Source organism: Rhizobium sp. YIM 134829 (assembly GCF_046546455.1).
Genome location: NZ_JBKHKI010000003.1, coordinates 81,668 through 101,680, shown reverse-complemented (window position 1 = coordinate 101,680; position 20,013 = coordinate 81,668). Strand labels below are relative to the sequence as shown.

16 protein-coding genes are annotated in these 20,013 nt (G+C 66.1%); 12 read left to right on the top strand and 4 right to left on the bottom strand.

Annotated features, from left to right (window positions below; translation table 11 throughout):
* Positions 1–188 precede the first annotated feature (188 nt).
* Positions 189–1,613 (bottom strand): hypothetical protein, encoded by a 1,425-nt coding sequence (locus ACLE20_RS07335; RefSeq protein ID WP_410939624.1) that lies wholly within the window; start codon positions 1,611–1,613, stop codon positions 189–191.
* A gap of 165 nt (positions 1,614–1,778) precedes the next feature.
* Between ACLE20_RS07335 and ACLE20_RS07330 the strand changes: the two genes are divergently transcribed.
* From ACLE20_RS07330 to ACLE20_RS07305, 6 genes are all read left to right on the top strand, one after another.
* A complete protein-coding gene (locus ACLE20_RS07330) occupies positions 1,779–3,029 on the top strand; it encodes an NAD(P)/FAD-dependent oxidoreductase (RefSeq protein WP_410939623.1) in 1,251 nt (416 codons plus the stop codon).
* A 15-nt stretch (positions 3,030–3,044) separates the two neighbouring features.
* Positions 3,045–4,001, top strand: a complete 957-nt coding sequence (locus ACLE20_RS07325; RefSeq protein ID WP_410939622.1) for a nucleoside hydrolase — start codon at positions 3,045–3,047, stop codon at positions 3,999–4,001.
* Positions 4,002–4,065: 64 nt separating this feature from the next.
* Positions 4,066–5,076, top strand: coding sequence for a ligase-associated DNA damage response exonuclease (locus tag ACLE20_RS07320; protein ID WP_410939621.1), 1,011 nt, complete (start codon positions 4,066–4,068; stop codon positions 5,074–5,076).
* 3 nt (positions 5,077–5,079) lie between these two features.
* On the top strand, positions 5,080–6,708 hold the full coding sequence (locus ACLE20_RS07315; protein WP_410939620.1) for a cisplatin damage response ATP-dependent DNA ligase: 1,629 nt from the start codon (positions 5,080–5,082) through the stop codon (positions 6,706–6,708).
* Positions 6,709–6,783: 75 nt separating this feature from the next.
* On the top strand, positions 6,784–9,432 hold the full coding sequence (locus ACLE20_RS07310; protein WP_410939619.1) for an EAL domain-containing protein: 2,649 nt from the start codon (positions 6,784–6,786) through the stop codon (positions 9,430–9,432).
* A gap of 237 nt (positions 9,433–9,669) precedes the next feature.
* Positions 9,670–11,082 (top strand): efflux transporter outer membrane subunit, encoded by a 1,413-nt coding sequence (locus ACLE20_RS07305; RefSeq protein ID WP_410939618.1) that lies wholly within the window; start codon positions 9,670–9,672, stop codon positions 11,080–11,082.
* 74 nt (positions 11,083–11,156) lie between these two features.
* On the opposite strand, the gene ACLE20_RS07300 is transcribed toward ACLE20_RS07305, so the two are convergent.
* The 3 genes from ACLE20_RS07300 to ACLE20_RS07290 form a co-directional block, all read right to left on the bottom strand.
* Positions 11,157–11,573, bottom strand: a complete 417-nt coding sequence (locus tag ACLE20_RS07300; RefSeq protein WP_410939617.1) for a DUF3830 family protein — start codon at positions 11,571–11,573, stop codon at positions 11,157–11,159.
* Between the two features lie 134 nt (positions 11,574–11,707).
* Positions 11,708–12,970: an ATP-binding protein gene (locus tag ACLE20_RS07295; protein WP_410939616.1), complete on the bottom strand. Its 1,263-nt coding sequence runs from the start codon at positions 12,968–12,970 to the stop codon at positions 11,708–11,710.
* Between the two features lies 1 nt (position 12,971).
* Complete coding sequence (locus ACLE20_RS07290) at positions 12,972–13,685, bottom strand: response regulator (protein WP_410939615.1); 714 nt, start codon at positions 13,683–13,685, stop codon at positions 12,972–12,974.
* Positions 13,686–14,004: 319 nt separating this feature from the next.
* On the opposite strand from ACLE20_RS07290, the gene ACLE20_RS07285 reads away from it, so the two are divergent.
* Genes ACLE20_RS07285 through mnhG form a run of 6 tightly spaced genes read left to right on the top strand, consistent with a single transcriptional unit; the run spans position 14,005 to position 20,005 of the window.
* Positions 14,005–16,902, top strand: coding sequence for a monovalent cation/H+ antiporter subunit A (locus ACLE20_RS07285; protein WP_410939614.1), 2,898 nt, complete (start codon positions 14,005–14,007; stop codon positions 16,900–16,902).
* Positions 16,902–17,243, top strand: coding sequence for a Na+/H+ antiporter subunit C (locus ACLE20_RS07280; RefSeq protein ID WP_410939613.1), 342 nt, complete (start codon positions 16,902–16,904; stop codon positions 17,241–17,243). Before ACLE20_RS07285 ends, ACLE20_RS07280 begins: the two co-directional genes overlap by 1 nt.
* On the top strand, positions 17,240–18,853 hold the full coding sequence (locus ACLE20_RS07275; RefSeq protein WP_410939612.1) for a monovalent cation/H+ antiporter subunit D: 1,614 nt from the start codon (positions 17,240–17,242) through the stop codon (positions 18,851–18,853). The genes ACLE20_RS07280 and ACLE20_RS07275 overlap by 4 nt, the downstream gene beginning before the upstream one ends.
* Positions 18,853–19,341, top strand: coding sequence for a Na+/H+ antiporter subunit E (locus tag ACLE20_RS07270; protein WP_410939611.1), 489 nt, complete (start codon positions 18,853–18,855; stop codon positions 19,339–19,341). The genes ACLE20_RS07275 and ACLE20_RS07270 overlap by 1 nt, the downstream gene beginning before the upstream one ends.
* Complete coding sequence (locus ACLE20_RS07265) at positions 19,338–19,619, top strand: K+/H+ antiporter subunit F (protein WP_323103484.1); 282 nt, start codon at positions 19,338–19,340, stop codon at positions 19,617–19,619. Before ACLE20_RS07270 ends, ACLE20_RS07265 begins: the two co-directional genes overlap by 4 nt.
* Positions 19,616–20,005: a monovalent cation/H(+) antiporter subunit G gene (gene mnhG / locus ACLE20_RS07260; RefSeq protein ID WP_410939610.1), complete on the top strand. Its 390-nt coding sequence runs from the start codon at positions 19,616–19,618 to the stop codon at positions 20,003–20,005. The genes ACLE20_RS07265 and mnhG overlap by 4 nt, the downstream gene beginning before the upstream one ends.
* Positions 20,006–20,013 lie beyond the last annotated feature (8 nt).

Genomic DNA, 20,013 nt, shown 5'->3' with positions numbered 1-20,013 from the left:
TGTCCGGTGCCGTCTTCCCTCTCGGTCGTGGCAAATCCCCCTTGGCCGCAGGGCGTCGCCACACATGATCGTCGCAACCTTGGCCGCCGTTGCAGATGCTCGGGACAGGCCCGAGCATGGCGGAGGCAGGGAGGTGGCGGAGTCCTATCCGGTGCGAGCGATGGACGCCGGTTCGGGGACCGTGCGCCTCAGTGTGTTGCGGCGGTCGAGTGAGGATCCTGGGCCGGAAGATCGGCGGGCGTGGCGGGCGCGGCTTCGGCTTGGGTTTCGGCCTTGTCGGTCGCGTCGCTCGGGACTGTGACCGGATGTTCGGCCGTGGCCGCATGCGGCGGCGCCTGGGCGGCATCGACATCGGCGGCTTCGGGCGAGAGTTCACCCTGCGGCGTGGCTGCGGCCTGATGGGCGTCGGCGGACTCGGGCGCGGCGGGGCCGTGAGGCGATGCGGCAGTCTCGGCCGGGTGGACGGGGGTGATCGGCGGATTGGCGGCAGGTGCGGTGTGAGCCGGGTCGCCGACCACCTGGTGTTCGACCGGCGGATGCTCGCTCGCCGCGTCGTCTGCCTTGTCTCCACCGATGAAGGGAATTTTCTCCATCAGCGATGAGAGAAGGCCCTTTTCCGCGGCAGGCGGGGAGCCGGCCGGCATCTCGTCACCTTCGCCCGCATGCGCGGCGGAGGCGGCTCCCTCGGCCGGCGGATGGGCGCCCTCGGCTGCAGAAGCCGGGGCATGCGCGGCCTCGGGTGCCGGCTTGTCGCTGCCGCCGAGTCCGGGGATCATCGACAGCATCGAGGAGAGGAACCCTGGCTTCTCGCCGCCCGGCGCCTCGTGGCCGCCTTCCGCGGCAGATGCCTCGCCTTCGGCAGGCGCGCCGTGGCCCTCCGCCGTTGCGCTGTCGTGCCCCTCGGCTGCCGGCTCGCCGTGCCCTTCTGCCGGCGCGGCCTCATGCCCCTCGGCCGCGGCCTCGCCATGCCCCTCGGCCGGCTTGGCGTGGCCGCCGCCATGGCCTTCCGCCGCATCCGCCGCGGCGACGGCGGCGTTGGGATCGGCACAGTCGGTGCGGTCCGTCATCGCCGTCAAAGCGGCGCGAACATCGTCCGGCGACAGCACCACTTCCTGTCCGATGAACAGGCCGGCCTCGTTGGCATCGGCATTGATGTAGCGCGCCTCGAAGGGCGCCGACATGGAGGGCAGGCGATCGGGATGCGGGGCAAAGAGCACCTCGGCGCCGATAGCCGGACCGCGGCGCTCCGCCCGGCTGGTCGGACCGGCATGGTCGAGCACCATCACCTGGTAGAGATCCGCCTTCTCGCTCTTGGCCATCACCCCGGCCACCCGCAAGGCGGTGCGCACGCGCTCGACGCCGTCGGCGCCTTCCGTGGTGACGATCTTTCTCAGCCAGCGCTGACCATTACGCTGCAGCTTGATCATGTCGAGCGTGGTGCAGGCGACACCAGAGACCTCGACGGCGTCATCATGCCCCGCCGGCATCTTGCCGAGCGGCAGATAGCCGAGATAGACGGCAGCACCCGCCCCCGCACCGCCGACGAGCAATAGCCCGGCCAGCGAAAGGAGAAGCTTTTTCGGGAAACGGATCTTGAACGATATTTTCTTCACGCCTCCGCTCCCCCGTTCCGCCATGGGGTGGCTCGCACCCCGTCTGATGGTCGCGAACGGTAAAGGAACAGCGTTGAGGAAGGTTTAACTCGGCCGCGGGGGCTTGATCGCACAGGCTCTCTTGCCGCAAGAGACGCAGATCAAAACAGGCGGAATGGCAGGACAATGGCAAGCATCGGCGTGGCGGGCGGCGGGATCATCGGATGCGCGGTGGCGGCCACACTTGCAGAACGCGGTCATGCGGTCACGCTGTTCGAGCCGGACCTTGCCGGCCTTCCGGCCTCGGCGGGAAATGCCGGCATTCTCGCCGTGCCGGAGGTGGACCCGATCGCCCGACCGGACATGCTGACCCAGGTGCCCCGCTGGCTGATCGACCCGCTCGGTCCCCTCACCCTTCGCTGGCGCGACCTGCCGGCGCTCAGCCCCTGGCTTGCCGCCTTCCTCCGCTCGGCAAGCCCGGCGCGAGCTGCGTCAACACGCACCGCTCTCATTTCGCTCATGCGCCGGATCGAGGGGGATCACCGGGCGCTCTCGGGGCTGGCCGGCATCGTCGACCCGCTGCGCGCGACCGGCGCGCTCACCCTCTACGACCGGGAAGCCAGCCTCGATACAGCCTTTCGCCATGAAAGCAGGACGGCCGAGGAGCTCAACTTTTCGATCGAGCGGCTGAGCGCTGCCGAAGTGCGCGCCCGCATTCCGGCGCTCGATGGTGCCTTTGCCGGCGGCATCGTCTCCTCGGGCTACCAGACCTTCCGCCACCCGACGACCTACCTGCGCGCGCTTCAGGCGCATGTCGGTCGGGAGGCTTCGATCATTGAACAGGCGGTGACCGCCGTGCGCCCGGAGGGGCGCGGGGTGGCCCTCACTGGCAGCGACGGCACGGCGCACCGCTTCGACAAGGTCGTGATCGCCGCAGGCGTCTGGTCGCGTGGGCTGCTGCGCGGCCTCGGGCTCGATGTGCTGCTGGAGACCGAGCGTGGTTACAACACCACCTACGAGACACCGCCCTTCACGCTTCCGATGCCGATCTTCTTCGCCGACCACGGTTTCGTCGCCAGCCCCTTCGAAGGCGCCTTGCGGATCGGCGGGGCGGTGGAGCTCGCCCGGCCGGAGGCGCCGGCCAATTTCGCCCGTGCCCGCGCCATGCGCACCAAGATGCGCCGCTATGTCTCGGCGCTCACTGACGAGGGGGGCATCGAATGGATGGGACGGCGTCCGTCCACGCCGGATTCGCTGCCGGTCATCAGCCTCAGCCCGACCGATCCGCGCATCGCCATGGCCTTCGGTCATGGCCATCTCGGCCTCACGCTCTCGGCCACCACCGGCCGGCTGATCGCCGATCTCATCGACGGCAATGACCCCGACACGGCGCGCGGCCTTGCCCCCTTCTCCATTCGCCGCTTCCAGCGCGGCTGAGCACAAGGACTTCCCATGCACAAGGTGATCTTCGATACGGATCCCGGCGTCGATGATGCGATGGCGCTGCTCTTCCTCCACCAGCATCCGGAGATCGAGCTCCTCGGCATCACCACGATCTTCGGCAATGCCGCGATCGAGACGACGACGCGCAATGCGCTCTACCTGAAGCAGGAGTGGCAGATCTCCGCTCCGGTGGCGCAGGGGATCGGCGAGACGATCGACCCCGCCCGCCCCCATGTCGGCTGGCCGACCTTCATCCATGGCGATGACGGCCTCGGCAATATCGGCGTGCCGCAGACGGTGACGGGCAGCCCCGATCCCCGCCCCGCCCACCGCTTCCTCATCGATACGATCCGCGCCCATCCGGGCGAGATCACCCTCGTCGCCGTCGGCCGCATGACCAATCTCGCACGCGCCCTGAACGACGATCCGCAGATCGCGACGCTGGTTAAGCAGGTGGTGATCATGGGCGGCGCCTTCGATGTGCCGGGCAACATCACCCCCGCGGCGGAAGCCAATATCCACGGCGATCCTGAAGCCGCCGATATCGTCTTCGGTGCGGCCTGGCCGGTCGTGGCGGTCGGTCTGGATGTGACGATGCAGACGGTGATGAGCCGCAGCCAGCTCGCCGCCATTGCGGAACGCGGCGGCGAGCGGCCGGCACTGCTGGCCCGCATCTCCGATTTCTACATCGATTTTTACGGCCGCCTCGTCGAGGATGGCATGGTGGTGCATGACAGCTGCGCCTGCGTCTATGTGGTGGCGCCGGAGCTCTTCACGCTCCGCCACGGCGCGATCCGCACGGTCTGCGGCGGCATTGCCGATGGCCAGACGATCCAGAAGCCGGACAGCCGCAGCTTCCCGCCGAGCGCCTGGGACGGACTGCCGAGCCAGTCTGTCTGCACCGGCATCGATTCTGCTGCGGTTCTGGCGCTGATCGACGAGACGCTCTCCCGCCGTCCAGGCTGAGAGGCGCGAAAGAATCCCGCGGCCGGCTCTGGCGCGTGGCATCGCATCGGCTATGTCTCGATCTATGAGACCCGACACCCTGCTCTATCCGACCCCCAAGGGCCTGTTCTGCGAGGCGGGCGGCTTTTATGTCGATCCGGTGCAGCCGGTCGAACGGGCGCTGATCACCCACGGCCATGCCGACCATGCGCGCTCCGGGCACACCCATGTCATGGCCACACGCCAGACACTGGAGATCATGGCAATCCGTTATGGCGCGGAGTTCTGCGGCACGGCGCAGGAAGCGGTGCTCGGCGAGACGCAGAGCATCGGCGATGTGCGCGTCAGCTTCCACCCGGCTGGCCATTGCCTCGGCTCGGCGCAGATTGCGGTCGAGGCGGGCGGCACCCGCATCGTGGTCTCGGGCGACTACAAGCGGCGGCGCGATCTCACCTGCCTGCCCTTCGAGCCGGTGCCCTGCGATGTCTTCATCACCGAGGCGACCTTCGGCCTGCCGGTCTTCCACCATCCGGATGATCGCGGCGAAGTGGGCAAGCTGCTGACCTCGCTGCGTCAGTTTCCCGAGCGCGCCCATCTGGTCGGCGCTTACGCGCTCGGCAAGGCGCAGCGGGTGATCGCCCTGCTGCGCGAAGCTGGATATCACGAGCCGATCTATATTCACGGCGCGCTGGCCAAGCTTTGCGACTACTATGTCTCGCAGGGAATCGACCTCGGCGAGCTGCGGCCCGCAACCATCAAGGCCGGCGAAAAGGCGACCTTTGCCGGGGCCGTGGTCATCGGCCCGCCCTCCGCCTTCGCCGACAAATGGGCGCGGCGCTTTCCCGATCCGGTGTCGATCTTCGCCTCCGGCTGGATGCTGGTGCGCCAGCGCGCCCGCCAGCGCGGCGTCGAGCTGCCGATGATCATTTCCGACCATTGCGACTGGGCCGAGCTGACCGACACGATCCGCGAGATCCGCCCAAGCGAGGTCTGGGTGACCCATGGGCGCGAGGAGGCGCTGGTGCGCTGGTGCGAGCTGGAAGGCATCCGCGCGCGGCCGCTGCATCTCGTCGGCTATGACGACGAGGGAGAATGAGCCATGCACGCCTTTGCCGAGCTCATCGACCGCCTGGTCCTCACCCCGCAGCGCAACGCCAAGATCCGCCTGCTCGCCGATTACTTCCGCACCACGCCGGACCCCGACCGCGGCTACGCGCTGGCAGCCCTCGCCGGGGACTTGAGCCTCTCCACCGTCAAGCCCAACCTGCTGCGCCAGCTGATGCTGGAGCGGATGGACCCGGTGCTGTTTCAATATTCCTACGACTATGTGGGCGACCTCGCCGAGACGATTTCGCTCGTCTGGGATGGCACGGAGCCCGACGATGCCGAGCTCGGCGATCTCTCGCTCGGCGCGATCGTCAAGCAGCTGCAAACGGTCGGGCGGGCCGATGTGCGCAGCCTGGTGCGTGGTCTGCTGGATAGGCTGGACGGCTCCTCGCGCTTCGCCTTCCTGAAGCTCATCACCGGCTCGATGCGCATCGGCGTCTCGGCGCGCTTGGTCAAGCAGGCGCTGGCCGAGCTCGGCAGCGTCGACGTGGCGGAGATCGAAACGCTCTGGCACGGCATGCTGCCGCCCTATGTCGAGCTTTTCGCCTGGCTGGAGGGCCATACCGGCCGACCGGCGCTGACCATGCCGGCCGTCTTCCATTCCGTGATGCTGGCAACCCCGGTCGGCGACAAGGACCTCGACGGGCTCGATCCCGCCGATTTCGTCGCCGAATGGAAATGGGACGGCATTCGCGTGCAGCTCGCCAACCTCGCGGGCACGCGCCGGCTCTATTCCCGCAGCGGCGACGATATTTCCGGCGCCTTCCCGGATGTGCTCGACGCGATCGATTTCGAGGGCGTGATCGACGGCGAGCTGCTGGTCGGCGGAACGCTGCGCTCCAACCAGGCGACGCGCACCTTCTCCGACCTGCAGCAGCGGCTGAACCGCAAGGCGGTGACGCGCAAGACCATCGAGGACTATCCGGCCTTCGTGCGCGGCTATGACCTGCTTTTTGACGGCGACCGCGACATGCGCCCGGAAAGCTTCGAAACGCGCCGCGCCGCGCTCACGGCCCTGATCGAGGGCACATCGCCGCTGCATTTCGACCTGTCGCCGCTCGTGCCCTTCTCCTCCTGGGAAGAGCTCGACCGGCTGCGCGCCACCCCGCCCGATCCGGTGATCGAGGGCATCATGCTCAAGCGCAAGGACAGTCCCTATACCGCCGGGCGGATGAAGGGACCCTGGTTCAAGTGGAAGCGTGAGCCCTACAATATCGATGCGGTGCTGATGTATGCCCAGCGCGGCCATGGCAAGCGGTCCAGCTACTATTCCGACTTTACCTTCGGTGTCTGGACCGAGGGCGAGAAGGGCGACATGCTGGTTCCGGTCGGCAAGGCCTATTTCGGCTTCACCGATGCCGAACTCGAAGTGCTCGACCGCTATGTCCGCAACAACACCACCGAGCGCTTCGGCCCGGTGCGCGCCGTGCGGGCAGAGGCGGATCATGGGTTCGTGCTGGAGATCGCCTTCGAGGGCATCGCGTTTTCGAGCCGGCACAAGTCGGGCGTCGCCATGCGCTTTCCTCGCATCGCCCGGCTGCGCCAGGACAAACTGCCACGCGACGCCGACCGGCTGGAGACCCTGGTCGCGATGATCGCCAGCGCCGAACCCGTCGATTGAGAGACCCGGTCAAGACGGAATCTTAAGATCCATTCGTCAGTATCCACGAACGTTTAGACGCGGACGGGAAAAAGAATGGACAACGGTTCCGCACCGACGGGGGAGAACAAGGGCACGCCGCGCGGTCTCGCTCTGGCGTTCCTCCCGACGCTGCTGGTCTTGCTGATCGTGATCGCGGCTGCGCTTCTCGCCGACCTGCAGAACCGCGCGCTCAACCGAAGCCAGCTGCGCGCCGCCGTCGCCTCTGAGCTCGAACCGATCCGCTCCTCGCTCGAAATTGCGATCAACACCGACATCCAACTTCTGCGCGGCATCGCCGCGGCGATGAGCGCAGAGCCCGCCGCCAAGCCCGGTCAGTTCGAACGGCTGGCCGAAGCCGTCTTCCGTGACGGTGGGCATCTGCGCTCGCTCGCCTATGCGCCGGGCTTCGTGGTCTCCGAAGTCTACCCCGCCGAAGCCAACCGGGCGGCGCTCGGGCTCGACTATCGCACCGATCCACGCCAGAGCGCGGTGGCCATGCGGGTGCGCGATGAAGAGCGGCTGGTGGTGGCGGGGCCCCTGGCGCTTCGCCAAGGCGGCGTCGGGCTGGTGGCGCGCTATCCGCTTTTCTCCGCGGACACCGCCGGTACCCGCAGCGTGACCGGCATTCTCTCCGGCGTGCTGGACATCGAGGACATCTACCGCGACGCCGGTCTGCTCTCCTCCCCGACGATCGACATCGCCATCGCCGGGCGCGATGGCAAGGCCGACGATGTCTTCTTCGGCGAGCCGACGCTTGCCGCCAGCGATCCGGTGGCGATGACGATCGACCTGCCTGGCGGCAACTGGACGATCCGCGCTCTTCCGAAGAATGGCTGGGATACGCCCCCGCCCAATCAGCCGATCGTGCGCATGCTCCTCGTGCTCGCCGGCCTGCTGGTGGTCGTGCCGACTTTCGTCACCAGCCTGCTCCTGCAGAATCGCCAGACGACGCTGGGCGTGCTGCGCCTCAGCCAGGCGCGGCTGCAGGCCCTGTCGTATCGCCTCGGCTTGGCGCTCTCCAGCTCGCAGACCGGAATCTGGGAGCTGGATATCGATCGCGGCACGATGATCTGGGATGCCAAGATGCGCGAACTCTATGGCCAGCCCGCCGACTTTCAGCCGACTCTGCCGACCTGGGAGGGCATGCTGCTTCCCGATGACCTGGCGGCAGCCCGCGCGGCGCTCACCGATGCGCTGGTGACCAATCAGAGTTTCCAGACCCGGTTCCGCATCCGCACCGAGGATGGTCGCCTGCGCCATATAAGGGCGGTCGGCACGCTCGATCCGAGCGCCCGGCACGGGCGGATCATGGTCGGAGTCAACTGGGATGTGACGGCCGAGACGGAAAAGACCGAGAGGCTCGACGAGGCCCGCCGCCGGGCGGTGGCCCAGAGCGAGGAAATCGAACGCGCCCGCCGGCAGATGGAATTCAATGCACTGCATGATTCGCTGACGGGGCTCACAAATCGCCGCGCGCTGGACCAGCTCCTGGCGCAGTCGCCGGAGCCTGCAACACCGCTCACCCTCCTCCATATCGATCTCGACCGGTTCAAGGACATCAACGACACTGGCGGCCATGCCGCGGGCGATGCCGTCCTCTGCCATACGGCGCGCATTCTGACCGCCCTGGCCGGTCCGCTCGATACGGTGGGGCGGATCGGCGGCGACGAGTTCCTGATCCTGCGGCGCGGCGCCGGTCCGGCCGAGAGCGAATCGCTGGCGCGCGAAATCCTGGAAGCCATGGCAGAGCCGATGCTTTGGGAAGGACAGGAAATCCGCCTCACCGTCTCCATCGGTCTTGCGCATCACGAACAAGGCCAGCCGCTCGGGCAGCTGCTCATCGACGCGGATCTGGCTCTCTACGAGGCGAAGCGCCGCGGGCGAAACCGGGCCGAAATCTTCAGCCCGACGCTCAAGGTCGCTGCTCTCGTCACCCGGCGCACGGCTGACGACATCCTGCGCGCCCTCGACAATGATGACTTCATCGCCTTCTACCAGCCGCAGTTTTGCCCACAGACGCTGACGGTCACCGGTGTCGAGGCCTTGGCGCGCTGGCGGCATCCGACGCGCGGCCTGCTGACGCCGAGCAGCTTTCTCAAGACGGCCGAAAGCATCAATGTTGTCGCCAAGATCGACGAGCGCATTCTCGAACAGACGCTGGACCAGGCGCGGCGCTGGGACATGATGGGCGTGGTCGTGCCGAAAATTTCGGTCAATATCTCGAGGGCGCGGCTGAGCGACGAGCATCTGGCCGAACGCCTGGCCGCCCTGCCCCTGCCGCGCGGCCGCCTCTCCTTCGAACTCCTCGAATCGATCTTCTTCGACGAGGACGACCGGTTGCTGCTGAACAATGTCGCCGCCATCAAGGCTCTCGGGATCGATATCGAGATCGACGACTTCGGCAGCGGCTATGCCTCGATCACCAGCCTGCTGAAGCTGACGCCACGGCGGCTGAAGATCGACCGCAAGCTCGTGACGCCGATGCTGGAAGCGCCGCGCCAGCGTCGTCTCGTCTCCTCGATCGTCGAGATCGGCAAGACCCTGGGCATCGAGGTGATCGCCGAAGGTGTCGAGACCACCGCTCACGTGCAACTTTTGCGTACCCTTGGTTGCGATGCCTTGCAGGGATACGCGCTGGCCCGACCGATGAGCGCCGACGAGTTCCTGGCTTATGCACAGGCTCAGCAGGCAAAATCCGCCTGAAAGGTTAAAATCGGACCGAAGTCGCAGAGATGTTAATCAAATTTTAACAATGATTTGAAGTATTCTCTCATGGTTACCGGCTAGGCAAGCGTGGCGTAGAGGAAACACTCTGCAGGGCAAATTGCGGATGGCCCTCATTTTTTCGAACCAGGTCTCGCTTAGCGTCACGAACCTGCTAAGACGGCATGGTGAATCAATCGTTACCCGACCGCGTGGCACGGTTGGATGGGGACTGTTATGAAGATTGCAAACGCCCTCCTGCCCTTGAGCATGCTTCTTTTGTCCGGTTGCGTCGTTGGACCGAATTATCAAGTTCCGCCGCCACTTGTGCCTGCGAAGTTCTCCAAGAGCGAGACCCCGGCCGGCAATGTGACGCTCAATCCGTGGTGGCAGGCCTTCCGCGACAAGCGGCTCGACAGCCTCGTCGCCCAGGGCATGAACCAGAACCTCGACGTTCTGCAGTCGCTCGAGCGAATCAACGAGGCTCGCGCCAATGTGGTGATCGCCGGCGCCGGTGGCCTGCCGCAGGTCAACGCTTCGGCCGATGGCAATGTCCAGGGGTCGGACGGCTCCTATCTGCGCCGCCAGTCGGGCGTCAGCCATACGGAGACCAAGTCTCTGTCGGCTGGCGGCGACGCATCCTGGCTGATCGACCTGTTCGGCCAGTATCGCCGCGCCCGCGAATCGGCCAATGCCTCGCTCGATGCGGCCTATAACGACATCAATGTCGCGCGGCTCGCCTATCTCTCTGATCTCGTGACATCCTATATCGATGCGCGCTACAATCAGGAGGCCTTGGCGCTGGCCAAGCTTAGCCTGTCCTCGCGCCGCGAGACGCTGAAGCTCACCAATGACATCCGTACCGCTGGCGCAGCCTCAAGCCTCGACGTCGTCCAGGCCGAGGGCCTCGTCAACTCGACGCTTGCGGAACTACCGGCCTACGAGACCGGCTTCCGCCAGGCGGCCAACCACATCGCCACCCTGCTCGGCCTGCCGGCCAATTCCGTGACCGCGGAACTGACGCGCGGCACGGCGCAGCCCTGGCCGCGCTATGACACGAAGATCGGCATCCCCGCCGATCTCGTGCGCAACCGTCCGGACATTCGCGCAGCGGAGCGTCGCCTGGCGGCTGCCACGGCCCAGATCGGCGTTGCGGAAGCCCGGCTCTATCCAAGCTTGTCGCTCAGCGGCTCGATCAACGCCTCGCGCACCTTCGGCGACACGGCCACCGGCAATCTGACGAGCTGGGGCTTCGGTCCGACGCTCGACATTCCGATCTTCAATGGCGGAGAGCGCCGGGCTCAGGTCGCAGCCAATCGCTCGGCCGCGCAGCAGCAATACCTGACCTGGAAACAGACGGTGCTGGATGCGATCGAGGATGTGGAAAACGCCCTGATCGCTTTGCGCAAGAATTACGAGACCGTCGCTGCCCTTCGCCGCCTGGTCACCTCGTATGAACAGGCGCTCGGCCTGGCGCGCGAAAGCTATCGCGGCGGCGCCACCTCGCTGCTCGACGTTCTCGATGCCGAACGGACATTGTCGCAGTCGCGGATCCAGCTGGCCGCAGCCATCCGCAGCCTTGCTGCCAACTACGTGGCGCTCAACGTTGCGATCGGCGGTGGCTCTTCGGTCGAAGTCGCCAGCAAGTAAACTCTGTCGTCGAACATCGAAAGCGCCGGCCGCCTCCGCGGACCGGCGCTTTTCTTTTGCGCTGAAGGCCTGGTTCAGGCGGCGGAGAGCAGCAGCGGCTGGGCCCCTTCCCAGAGTGCCAGCTTGCCGAGCTTCGGCAGATCCTCGAGATTTGAGGTGATGGTCAGGAAGTGATTGCCGGCGAGCTGGCCGACCTTGGAGGCGAAGCGGACACCGCCATAGGCGAGCAGCATCTCCGTTTCGCTGACGCTGCCTGGATGAAGCAGCATCTGCCCCGGTGCCGGGAAGCTGGTGGCATTCTCATAGCCGACGCCGAAATCCTCGTCGCCGAGCGGGATCCACAGCCCCTCGCCGCTCCAGCGCACATGGATGATCTTCTGCCGATAGGGCAGCAGGCGCCGGATCGCCGCCACCGTCTTCGGCGCAGCCTGGCTTTCCAGCCGTGCCTCGAAGCGGAAGGGCCCCGCCGTCACAATGATTTGGTCGCTCACACTGATTCTCCTGCCACTGCCGCGCCGCGCGCATCAACCGCCCGCTCTTAGCGTGCCATGGTGCGGCAGGCGACACGCGACAGCGTCGCGCGTGCGACTGCCTGCGACAGGAAGCCCCGGCCGCTCCCCGCTCTTCATGCGGCCTTGGTCGTGCGGCGCAGGCGTACGGTCTGCTGCAGGCCGCCGCCCGGCCGATTGGCGATGGAGACGCTGCCGAACTGGTTGCCGATGATCTCGCGGGCGATCGCCAGGCCGAGGCCGGCGCCCGGCAGCAACTTGCGCCGCGCGCCATCGACGCGGAAGAAGGGCTCGAAGACGCGGCCGAGCAGATGTTCGGGAATGCCCGGCCCTTCATCGACGATCGAGAGCACGGCCTCCTCGTCCCGGGCCTCCAGGCTCACCTCCGCCCCGCCGCCATGGGTGGCCGCGTTGACGATGAGATTGCGCAGCGCGCGCTTCAGCGCGAAAGGCGAAGCGGTCAGCTCCACCGTATCCACCTGGCCAAGACGGACCGGCAGGCCGATCTCCACCAGCTCGTTCACGACATCCTCGAGCAGCGGATCGAGCGCGATCGTTTCGCGCAGCCCCGGCCCCATCTCCTCGCGCAGGAGGCGGATGGCGCTGTCGGCGATCTGGTCGAGCTCTTCCAGATCCTTCAGCCACAAGGCTCGCTCTTCCGCATCGCCGACGAACTCGGCCCGCAGCCGCATCCGGGTGAGGGGTGTGCGCATATCGTGACCGGCTGCAGCGACAAGCCGCATGCGGCTGGAGATCGCGGCATTCAGGCGGGCCGCCAGCCGATTGATGGTTTGCGCCGTGGTCCGCACCTCGATCGGCCCCGTCTCCTCGATGCGCGGGATCTTGCCGTCGGCGCTGATCGCCGCAGTCGTGTCCTCCAAGAGCCGCAGCGGACGCAGCATGACCGCGCTTGCATAGATCGCCACGCCGAGCACGCCCAGCGCCACCAGCGTCAGATAGGCGGTCAGCGGCTTCAATGGAAAGGCGGCGCGGCCGGGGTTGCCGAGCAGGGCCCAGCGCCCGTCCTTGAGCTGGATGGCAAGGTCGCGGCCCATGGTCCGGCCGCTGCGCGCAATCAGCAGGTCGACCGAGTAGCCGCGCGCCTCTGCCTGACGCTGGACCCGATCGGTCAATTCCCGGTCGATGACCACCGAAGGTGGCGTCGCACGAATAGGGATGGCGAGCCGGGTGGCGGCAGTCGGGTCGCTGTCGAGCAGGAGGCGGGCCATTTCCGCCTTTTCGGCCATGGCAAGGTCGAAGAGCGCCTCCGGCGGCTTGGCGAGGATGGTTGCCGTCACGAAGGCGGCGGTCACCATGACGAAGAGCACGGCGGCCACCAGCAGGCCTGTGAAGCGGGTGCGCAGCGACAGCATCGGCATGTCAGGATACCCTCTCGACCGGTACCGAAAGCTGGTAGCCCTTGTTGCGGATCGTCTTCAGGATGTTGAAGGCGCTGTCATCACCGAGCTTGCGGCGCAGCCGGCTGACCAGAATGTCGATCGACCGGTCGAAGGGGTCGGCCGAACGGCCCTGCGTCAGGTCGAGCAGAGCTTCCCGCGACAGGATGCGGCCTGGACGCTGCAGGAGCACGAGCAACAGTTCGAACTCGCCACCGGTCAGGTCCACATCGCGCCCGTCGGGCGCGATTACCGTCCGCATCTCGATATCGGCGACATAGCCGGCAAAGGCATAGCGCCGCTCCGCGACAGGTTGCGGCTCGCTCCGCCCCCGCCGCAGCACGGCGCGGATGCGTGCCGCAAGCTCACGCGGATTGAACGGCTTGCCGAGATAATCATCCGCGCCGAATTCCAGTCCGAGGATGCGGTCGACATCCTCCTTGAGGGCCGTGAGCAGAATGATCGAGAGCTGCGGCATGCGGTCCCGCAGGCTGCGGCAGAGATCGAGGCCGGAGCCATCCGGCAGCATGACGTCGAGCACCAGCAGATCGACACGCGATTCCGCCAGACGCGTCTCGCATTCGGCCCGGCTGCCGGCGAGGCTCACGCGAAAATTCTGGCCATCGAGATAGCGACCGAGCAGCCGTCGGATTTCGGGATCGTCATCGACGACGAGAATATGCGGCAGCGGGTCCATGATGCAGATCATAATGGGGCGACCGGCAAAAGCCAGCCGCTGGGCGCAGCCGGTACGTATCAAAACATGTCCGGACGCGCGTCCAGACATGCTTCGTTTCAGTCACGTCGAATGTGAGGGTAGATCTGCAGGCTCAAGCCTTTATATCCGGCCTTGCGGGTTGGCAGCCGCCTCCAAAGCCTTCATAAATCATGCGAAGCGCGTCACGGAGCGCCGAGCACGGGCGATCGCCACGCCGCTTCCCCGCCACCGCCAAGGCGGGACTGAAACCCGACAGCCAGCAGGATCCGGACCGATCGACATCGCGCAGACCCTTCTCATGCTTCTCGTCGCGGCCCCCTTCGCCGGGAGCCTCGTCGCCATCGCCATTCCGAGGGACAAGGGACATGCCTCCGCCTGGTTTGCGGGCATCGTCGCCTTCCTCTGCCTGGCGATCACCTCTGCGCTCTATGTGTTCGTGATCGACGGCCGCGTGCTGAAGGTCGATCTTGCCTGGATGCCGGAAGCGGGGCTCAATCTCACCCTGAGAATGGATGGCTTCGCCTGGCTCTTCAGCGGCCTGATCAGCGCCATCGCCCTGCTCGTTGTCGTCTATGCCCGCTACTACATGTCGGCGAGCGACCCGGTGCCGCGTTTCTTCTCGCTGTTCCTCGCCTTCATGGGCGCGATGCTGGGCCTGGTGGTCTCCGGCAACCTGATCCTGCTTGCCATTTTTTGGGAACTGACCAGCATCGTCTCCTTCCTGCTGATCGGCTACTGGCACCAGAATGCCGCGGCGCGCGAGGGTGCGCGCATGGCGCTGACGATTACCGGGACCGGCGGGCTCTGCCTGCTCGTCGGGCTGATGCTGATCGGCCATGTGGTCGGCAGCTATGATCTGGACGTGGTGCTGGCCTCGGGCGATACGATCCGCTCCCATCCGCTCTACCTGCCGATCCTGGTGCTGATCCTGCTCGGTGCGCTGACCAAGAGCGCGCAGTTTCCCTTCCACTTCTGGCTGCCGCATGCCATGGCCGCGCCGACCCCAGTCTCGGCCTTCCTGCACTCGGCCACGCTGGTCAAGGCCGGCATCTTCCTGCTCACCCGCTTCTGGCCGGTCATGGCCGGCACGGAGAGCTGGTTCTGGATCGTCGGGCTGGCGGGGCTCAGCACCCTGCTGCTCGGCGCCTTCTTCGCGATCTTCCAGCAGGATCTCAAAGGCCTGCTTGCCTATTCGACCATCAGCCATCTGGGTCTCATCGTCACGCTGCTCAGCCTCGGTAGCCCGCTCGCTGCCGTCGCCGCCATTTTCCACACGCTGAACCACGCGACCTTCAAGGCCTCGCTGTTCATGGCCGCCGGCATCATCGACCATGAGACCGGGACGCGCGACATGCGGCGCCTGAGCGGGCTGCTCAGACACATGCCGATCACCGCAACGCTCGCCATGGTGGCGAGCGCGGCCATGGCCGGCGTGCCGCTGCTCAACGGCTTCCTCTCCAAGGAAATGTTCTTCGCCGAAGCGATCGAGACCCACCAGATCAATCTGCTCGACACGGTGACCCCCTATGTCGCGACGCTGGCGAGCCTCTTCTCGGTCACCTATTCGCTGCGCTTCATCTATGCCGTCTTTTTCGGGCCGGAGGCGACCGACCTTCCGAAGAGCCCGCACGAGCCGCCGCATTTCATGCGGGCGCCGGTCGAGTTCCTGGTCTTCGCCTGCCTGCTGGTCGGCATCATTCCGGGGCTGACCGTCGGGCCCTTCCTGCACACAGCCGTCATCTCCGTGCTCGGCGCACAGACGCCGCCCTACAGCCTGTCCGTCTGGCACGGCTGGAACCTGCCGCTCTTCATGAGCATCTTCGCGCTGATCGGCGGCATCGGCCTCTACATGCTGATGCGCGGCTATCTGAACACCAGCGTCGAGGGTCCGCCCTATTTCCGCCAGCTGAAAGGACAGCGCATCTTCGAGCGGGTGCTGGTCACGGTCTCCTGGAAATGGGCGCGCTGGATCGAGTCTCATGCCGGCACGCGCCGCCTGCAGCCGCAATTGCGGGTGCTTCTGTTCGTCTCCGTCGCAGCTGGCGCCACGCCGCTCCTGATGCAGGGCTTCGTGCCCGCGCCCTTCGTGCTGCGCAACATCGACCCGGCCTTCGCGCTGCTTTGGGCGATCGGCATCGCCTGTTCGATCGGGGCTGCCTATCAGGCGAAGTTCCACCGGCTGGCGGCGCTCATTCTGCTCGGCGGAGCCGGGCTCGTCACCTGCATTACCTTCATCTGGCTCTCCGCGCCGGATCTCGCCGTCACCCAGCTCCTGGTCGAGATTGTCACCACCGTCCTGATCCTGCTCGGGCTGCGCTGGCTGCCCAAGCGCTTCGAGACCGATGAGCCGGCCGACATGACCTTCGCGGTGCGCATGCGCCGCTTGAGGGACCTGGGCGTCGCCGTGGTGGCAGGCGTCGGCATGATGCTGATCTCCTACACGGTGATGACGAGGCCCGTGCCGGAAACCATCTCCAGCTTCTTCCTGGAACGTGCCTATTCGGAAGGCGGGGGGACCAATGTCGTTAACGTGACGCTCGTCGATTTCCGCGGCTTCGACACCTTCGGCGAGATCGCCGTGCTCGCCATCGTCGCGCTCACCGTCTTTGCCCTGCTCCTGCGCTTCCGCCCGGCGGAGGAGAGCCTGGGCGCGCCGGAGCAGCAGCGCATCCAGAATGCCTTCGACGACAAGCACCCGGACCGGACGAGCGGCGAGAGCGTTGACGAATATCTCTTCGTCCCGAGCGTCGTCATGCGCTGGATGTTCCCGGTCATCGGCATGTTCGCCGCCTTCCTGTTCTTCCGCGGCCATGATCTGCCGGGTGGCGGCTTTGCGGCCGGCATTGCCATGTCGATCGGCTTCATCCTGCAATATATGGCGGGCGGCACGCGCTGGGTGGAGGAGCGGCTGCGCATCCACCCCTTGCGCTGGATGAGCATCGGCCTGCTTGTATCGACCGCAACGGGGCTCGGCTCCTGGATCTTCGGCTATCCCTTCCTCACCTCCCATTCGCGCTATGCGCATCTACCGATCGTCGGCGAGGTACCGCTGGCGAGCGCCATTCTCTTCGATCTCGGCGTCTTTTCGCTGGTGCTCGGTGCCACCGTGCTGATCTTGATTGCGCTCGCCCACCAGTCGGTACGCACCACGCGGGCCAACATGCGCAGTGCCCGCCTGTCCAAGGATCTGCGCTGATGGAACTTGTTCTTTCCGCCGGCATCGGCGTACTCACCGCCTCGGGCGTCTGGCTCTTGTTCCGCCCGCGCACCTATCAGGTCGTGATCGGCCTGGCGCTGCTCTCCTATGCGGTCAATCTCTTCATTTTCGGCATGGGGCGGCTGCGCGTCGATGCACCGCCGGTCCTCGAAAAGGGCGGCGCCGGCGGACTTCTCACCCATACCGATCCGCTGCCGCAGGCGCTGGTGCTCACCGCCATCGTCATCGGCTTCGCCATGACCGCGCTCTTCCTCGTCGTCCTGCTCGCCTCGCGCGGCCTGACCGGCAACGACCACGTCGACGGGCGGGAGGGGCGATGAGCTGGGCAAGCCATCTGATCATCGCGCCGATCCTCCTGCCCTTCGTCACGGCGGCGGCGCTGATCCCGCTCAACGACCGAAACCGGATGATGAAGGGGACGATCGCCTTCGTCTCGAGCCTGATCCTGTTCCTGATCGCCATCACGCTGATGACGATTGCCGCGACGGCGGTTGATGGCAGCAGCCTGGTCTACCGCCTCGGCAACTGGCCGGCGCCCTATGGCATCGTGCTGGTGCTCGACCGGCTGTCGGCGGTGATGATCGCACTGACGACGCTGATGGCGCTTGCCGCACAGATGTTTGCCATGGCCCGCTGGCACAAGGCGGGCTTCCACTTCCATTCGCTGTTTCAGTTCATGCTGGTCGGCATCAACGGCGCCTTTCTGACCGGGGATCTGTTCAATCTCTTCGTCTTCTTCGAGATCATGCTCGCCGCTTCCTATGGCCTCCTGCTGCATGGTTCGGGGCCGGCCCGCGTCAAGGCAGGGCTGCATTATATCGCCGTCAATCTCGCCGCCTCCTCGCTCTTCCTCATCGGCGTGGCGCTGATCTATGGCGCGGCGGGAACGCTGAACATGGCCGATCTGGCGCTGCGCATTCCCGACTTGAGCGCCGAGAACCGCATGCTGATGCAAACCGGTGCGGCGGTGCTCGGCGTCGCCTTCCTCGTCAAGGCCGGCATGTGGCCGCTCGGTTTCTGGTTGCCAGCCGCCTATTCCGCGGCCGTGCCGCCGGTCGCTGCCATCTTCGCCATCCTCACCAAGGTCGGCGTCTATATACTGCTCCGCCTCTCCGTCCTGCTCTTCGGCAATGCAGCCGGCGCTTCGGAAGGTTTCGGACAGGACGTGCTGCTCTATGGCGGGCTCGCCACCATCACCTTCGGAACGATCGGCGTGCTTGCGTCGCAGGCCATGGGGCGGCTCGCCGGCTATTATGTGCTCGTCTCCTCCGGTTCGCTGATGGCCGCCATCGGCTTGAATGAGTCGGCTGTTCTGCCGGGCATGCTCTTCTATCTCCTCTCCTCCACGCTCGGCATCTCCGCCTTCTTCCTCCTGATCGAACTGGTCGATCGCGCGCGGGACGCTGGCGCAGACGTGTTGGCGGTGACGATGGAGGCCTATGGCGAGATCGACGAAGACCAGCTCGAGCAGGAGATCTCGACCGCCGTTCCGGGAACGCTGGCGGTCCTCGGCCTCTGCTTCGTTGCCTGCGCCATGCTGATGGCCGGCCTGCCGCCGCTCTCCGGGTTCCTCGCCAAGTTCGCGCTATTGCACGGTCTCTTCACCGGCGACGACACCAGCCGGCCGATCCTTGGCGGACGGGAATGGGGCTTCACCGCGCTCATCATCCTCTCCGGCCTCGCAACCTTGATCGCCATGACCCGCGTCGGCATCCGCACCTTCTGGACCTCGATCGAAGGCACGATCCCGCGGGTCCGGCTGATCGAGATCACACCGGTGCTGGTGCTGCTGAGCGCCTGCCTGTTCCTGACGCTGGAGGCCGGGCCGACGCTGCGATACCTGACGGCCACCGCCCGCGCGATCGACGTGCCGCAGGGCTATATCAACCGGGTGCTCGAGCCTGCGAATCTTCCGGAAGAGGCTCGGTGATGCGCTACTGGTTCCCCTTCCCGCTGCTCTCGCTCTCGCTGCTCGCCTTCTGGCTGCTCGTCAACCAGTCCGTCTCCCCGGGCGCGATCGTGCTCGGCAGCATTCTCGCCATCTCGCTTGCCTGGGCGATGACCAATCTGACGCCGCACAAGTCGCGGCTGCGACGGATCGGAGCGGCGTTCCGGCTGTTCGGCACGCTGGTCGTCGATATCGCCCAGTCGAACCTCACCGTCTTCCGCACGCTGCTGCGCCGGCGCAGGCCGATCACCCAGTCGAGCTTCGTGACGCTGCGGCTGACGCTTCACGACGAGAATGCCATCGCGCTGCTCTCGATCTTCCTCACCACCGCTCCGGGCACGGCCTGGATCGAATATGACCGGCGCACCCATCTCCTGCTCATGCATGTGCTCGACACGGGCGACGGCAAGGACTGGCAGGCGATCGTCACCGACCGCTACGAGCGGCTTCTGAAGGAGATCTTTGAATGACCGAGCTCTTCATCATCTGGTCGATTCTCCTCTCTCAGATCCTGATTGGCGCCGCCATGCTCTGCGCCTTGGTGCGCATGGTCAGGGGTCCACGCGCGCAGGACCGCATTCTCGGGCTCGACGCGCTCTATATCACCGGCATGCTGATGCTGATCACCTTCGCGATCCGCACCGCCAACACGCTCTATTTCGAGGCGGCGCTGACGATCGGCCTGCTCGGCTTCGTCTCCACCATCGCCTTTGCCAAGTTCCTGATGCGCGGCGAGGTGATCGAATGACGACGATCCTCGACCTGCCGCTCTGGGCCGCCATTCCGGTCTGTCTTCTGCTGCTTGCCGGCGCTCTGTTCAGTTTCGTCGGCGCGCTCGGCCTCCTGCGCCTGCCGAGCTTCTACGAGCGCATCCATGCGCCGACGCTCGCGACCAGCGGTGGCGTGGTGCTGATCTCGCTGGCCTCCATGCTCACCTTCCTGGTGCTGCAGAGCCGCTTCATCCTGCATGAGGTGCTGATCATCCTCTTCGTGGTGCTGACCACGCCTGTCTCGCTGACCCTGCTCAGCCAGGCCGCGCTCTATCGCGACCGGGCGGAAGGCTCGACCGAGGTGCCGCGCAAGGCCGATACGGCCGAGGCGAATGTGGATATCGATCCCGAAGCAACAGTCTGACGACGCCG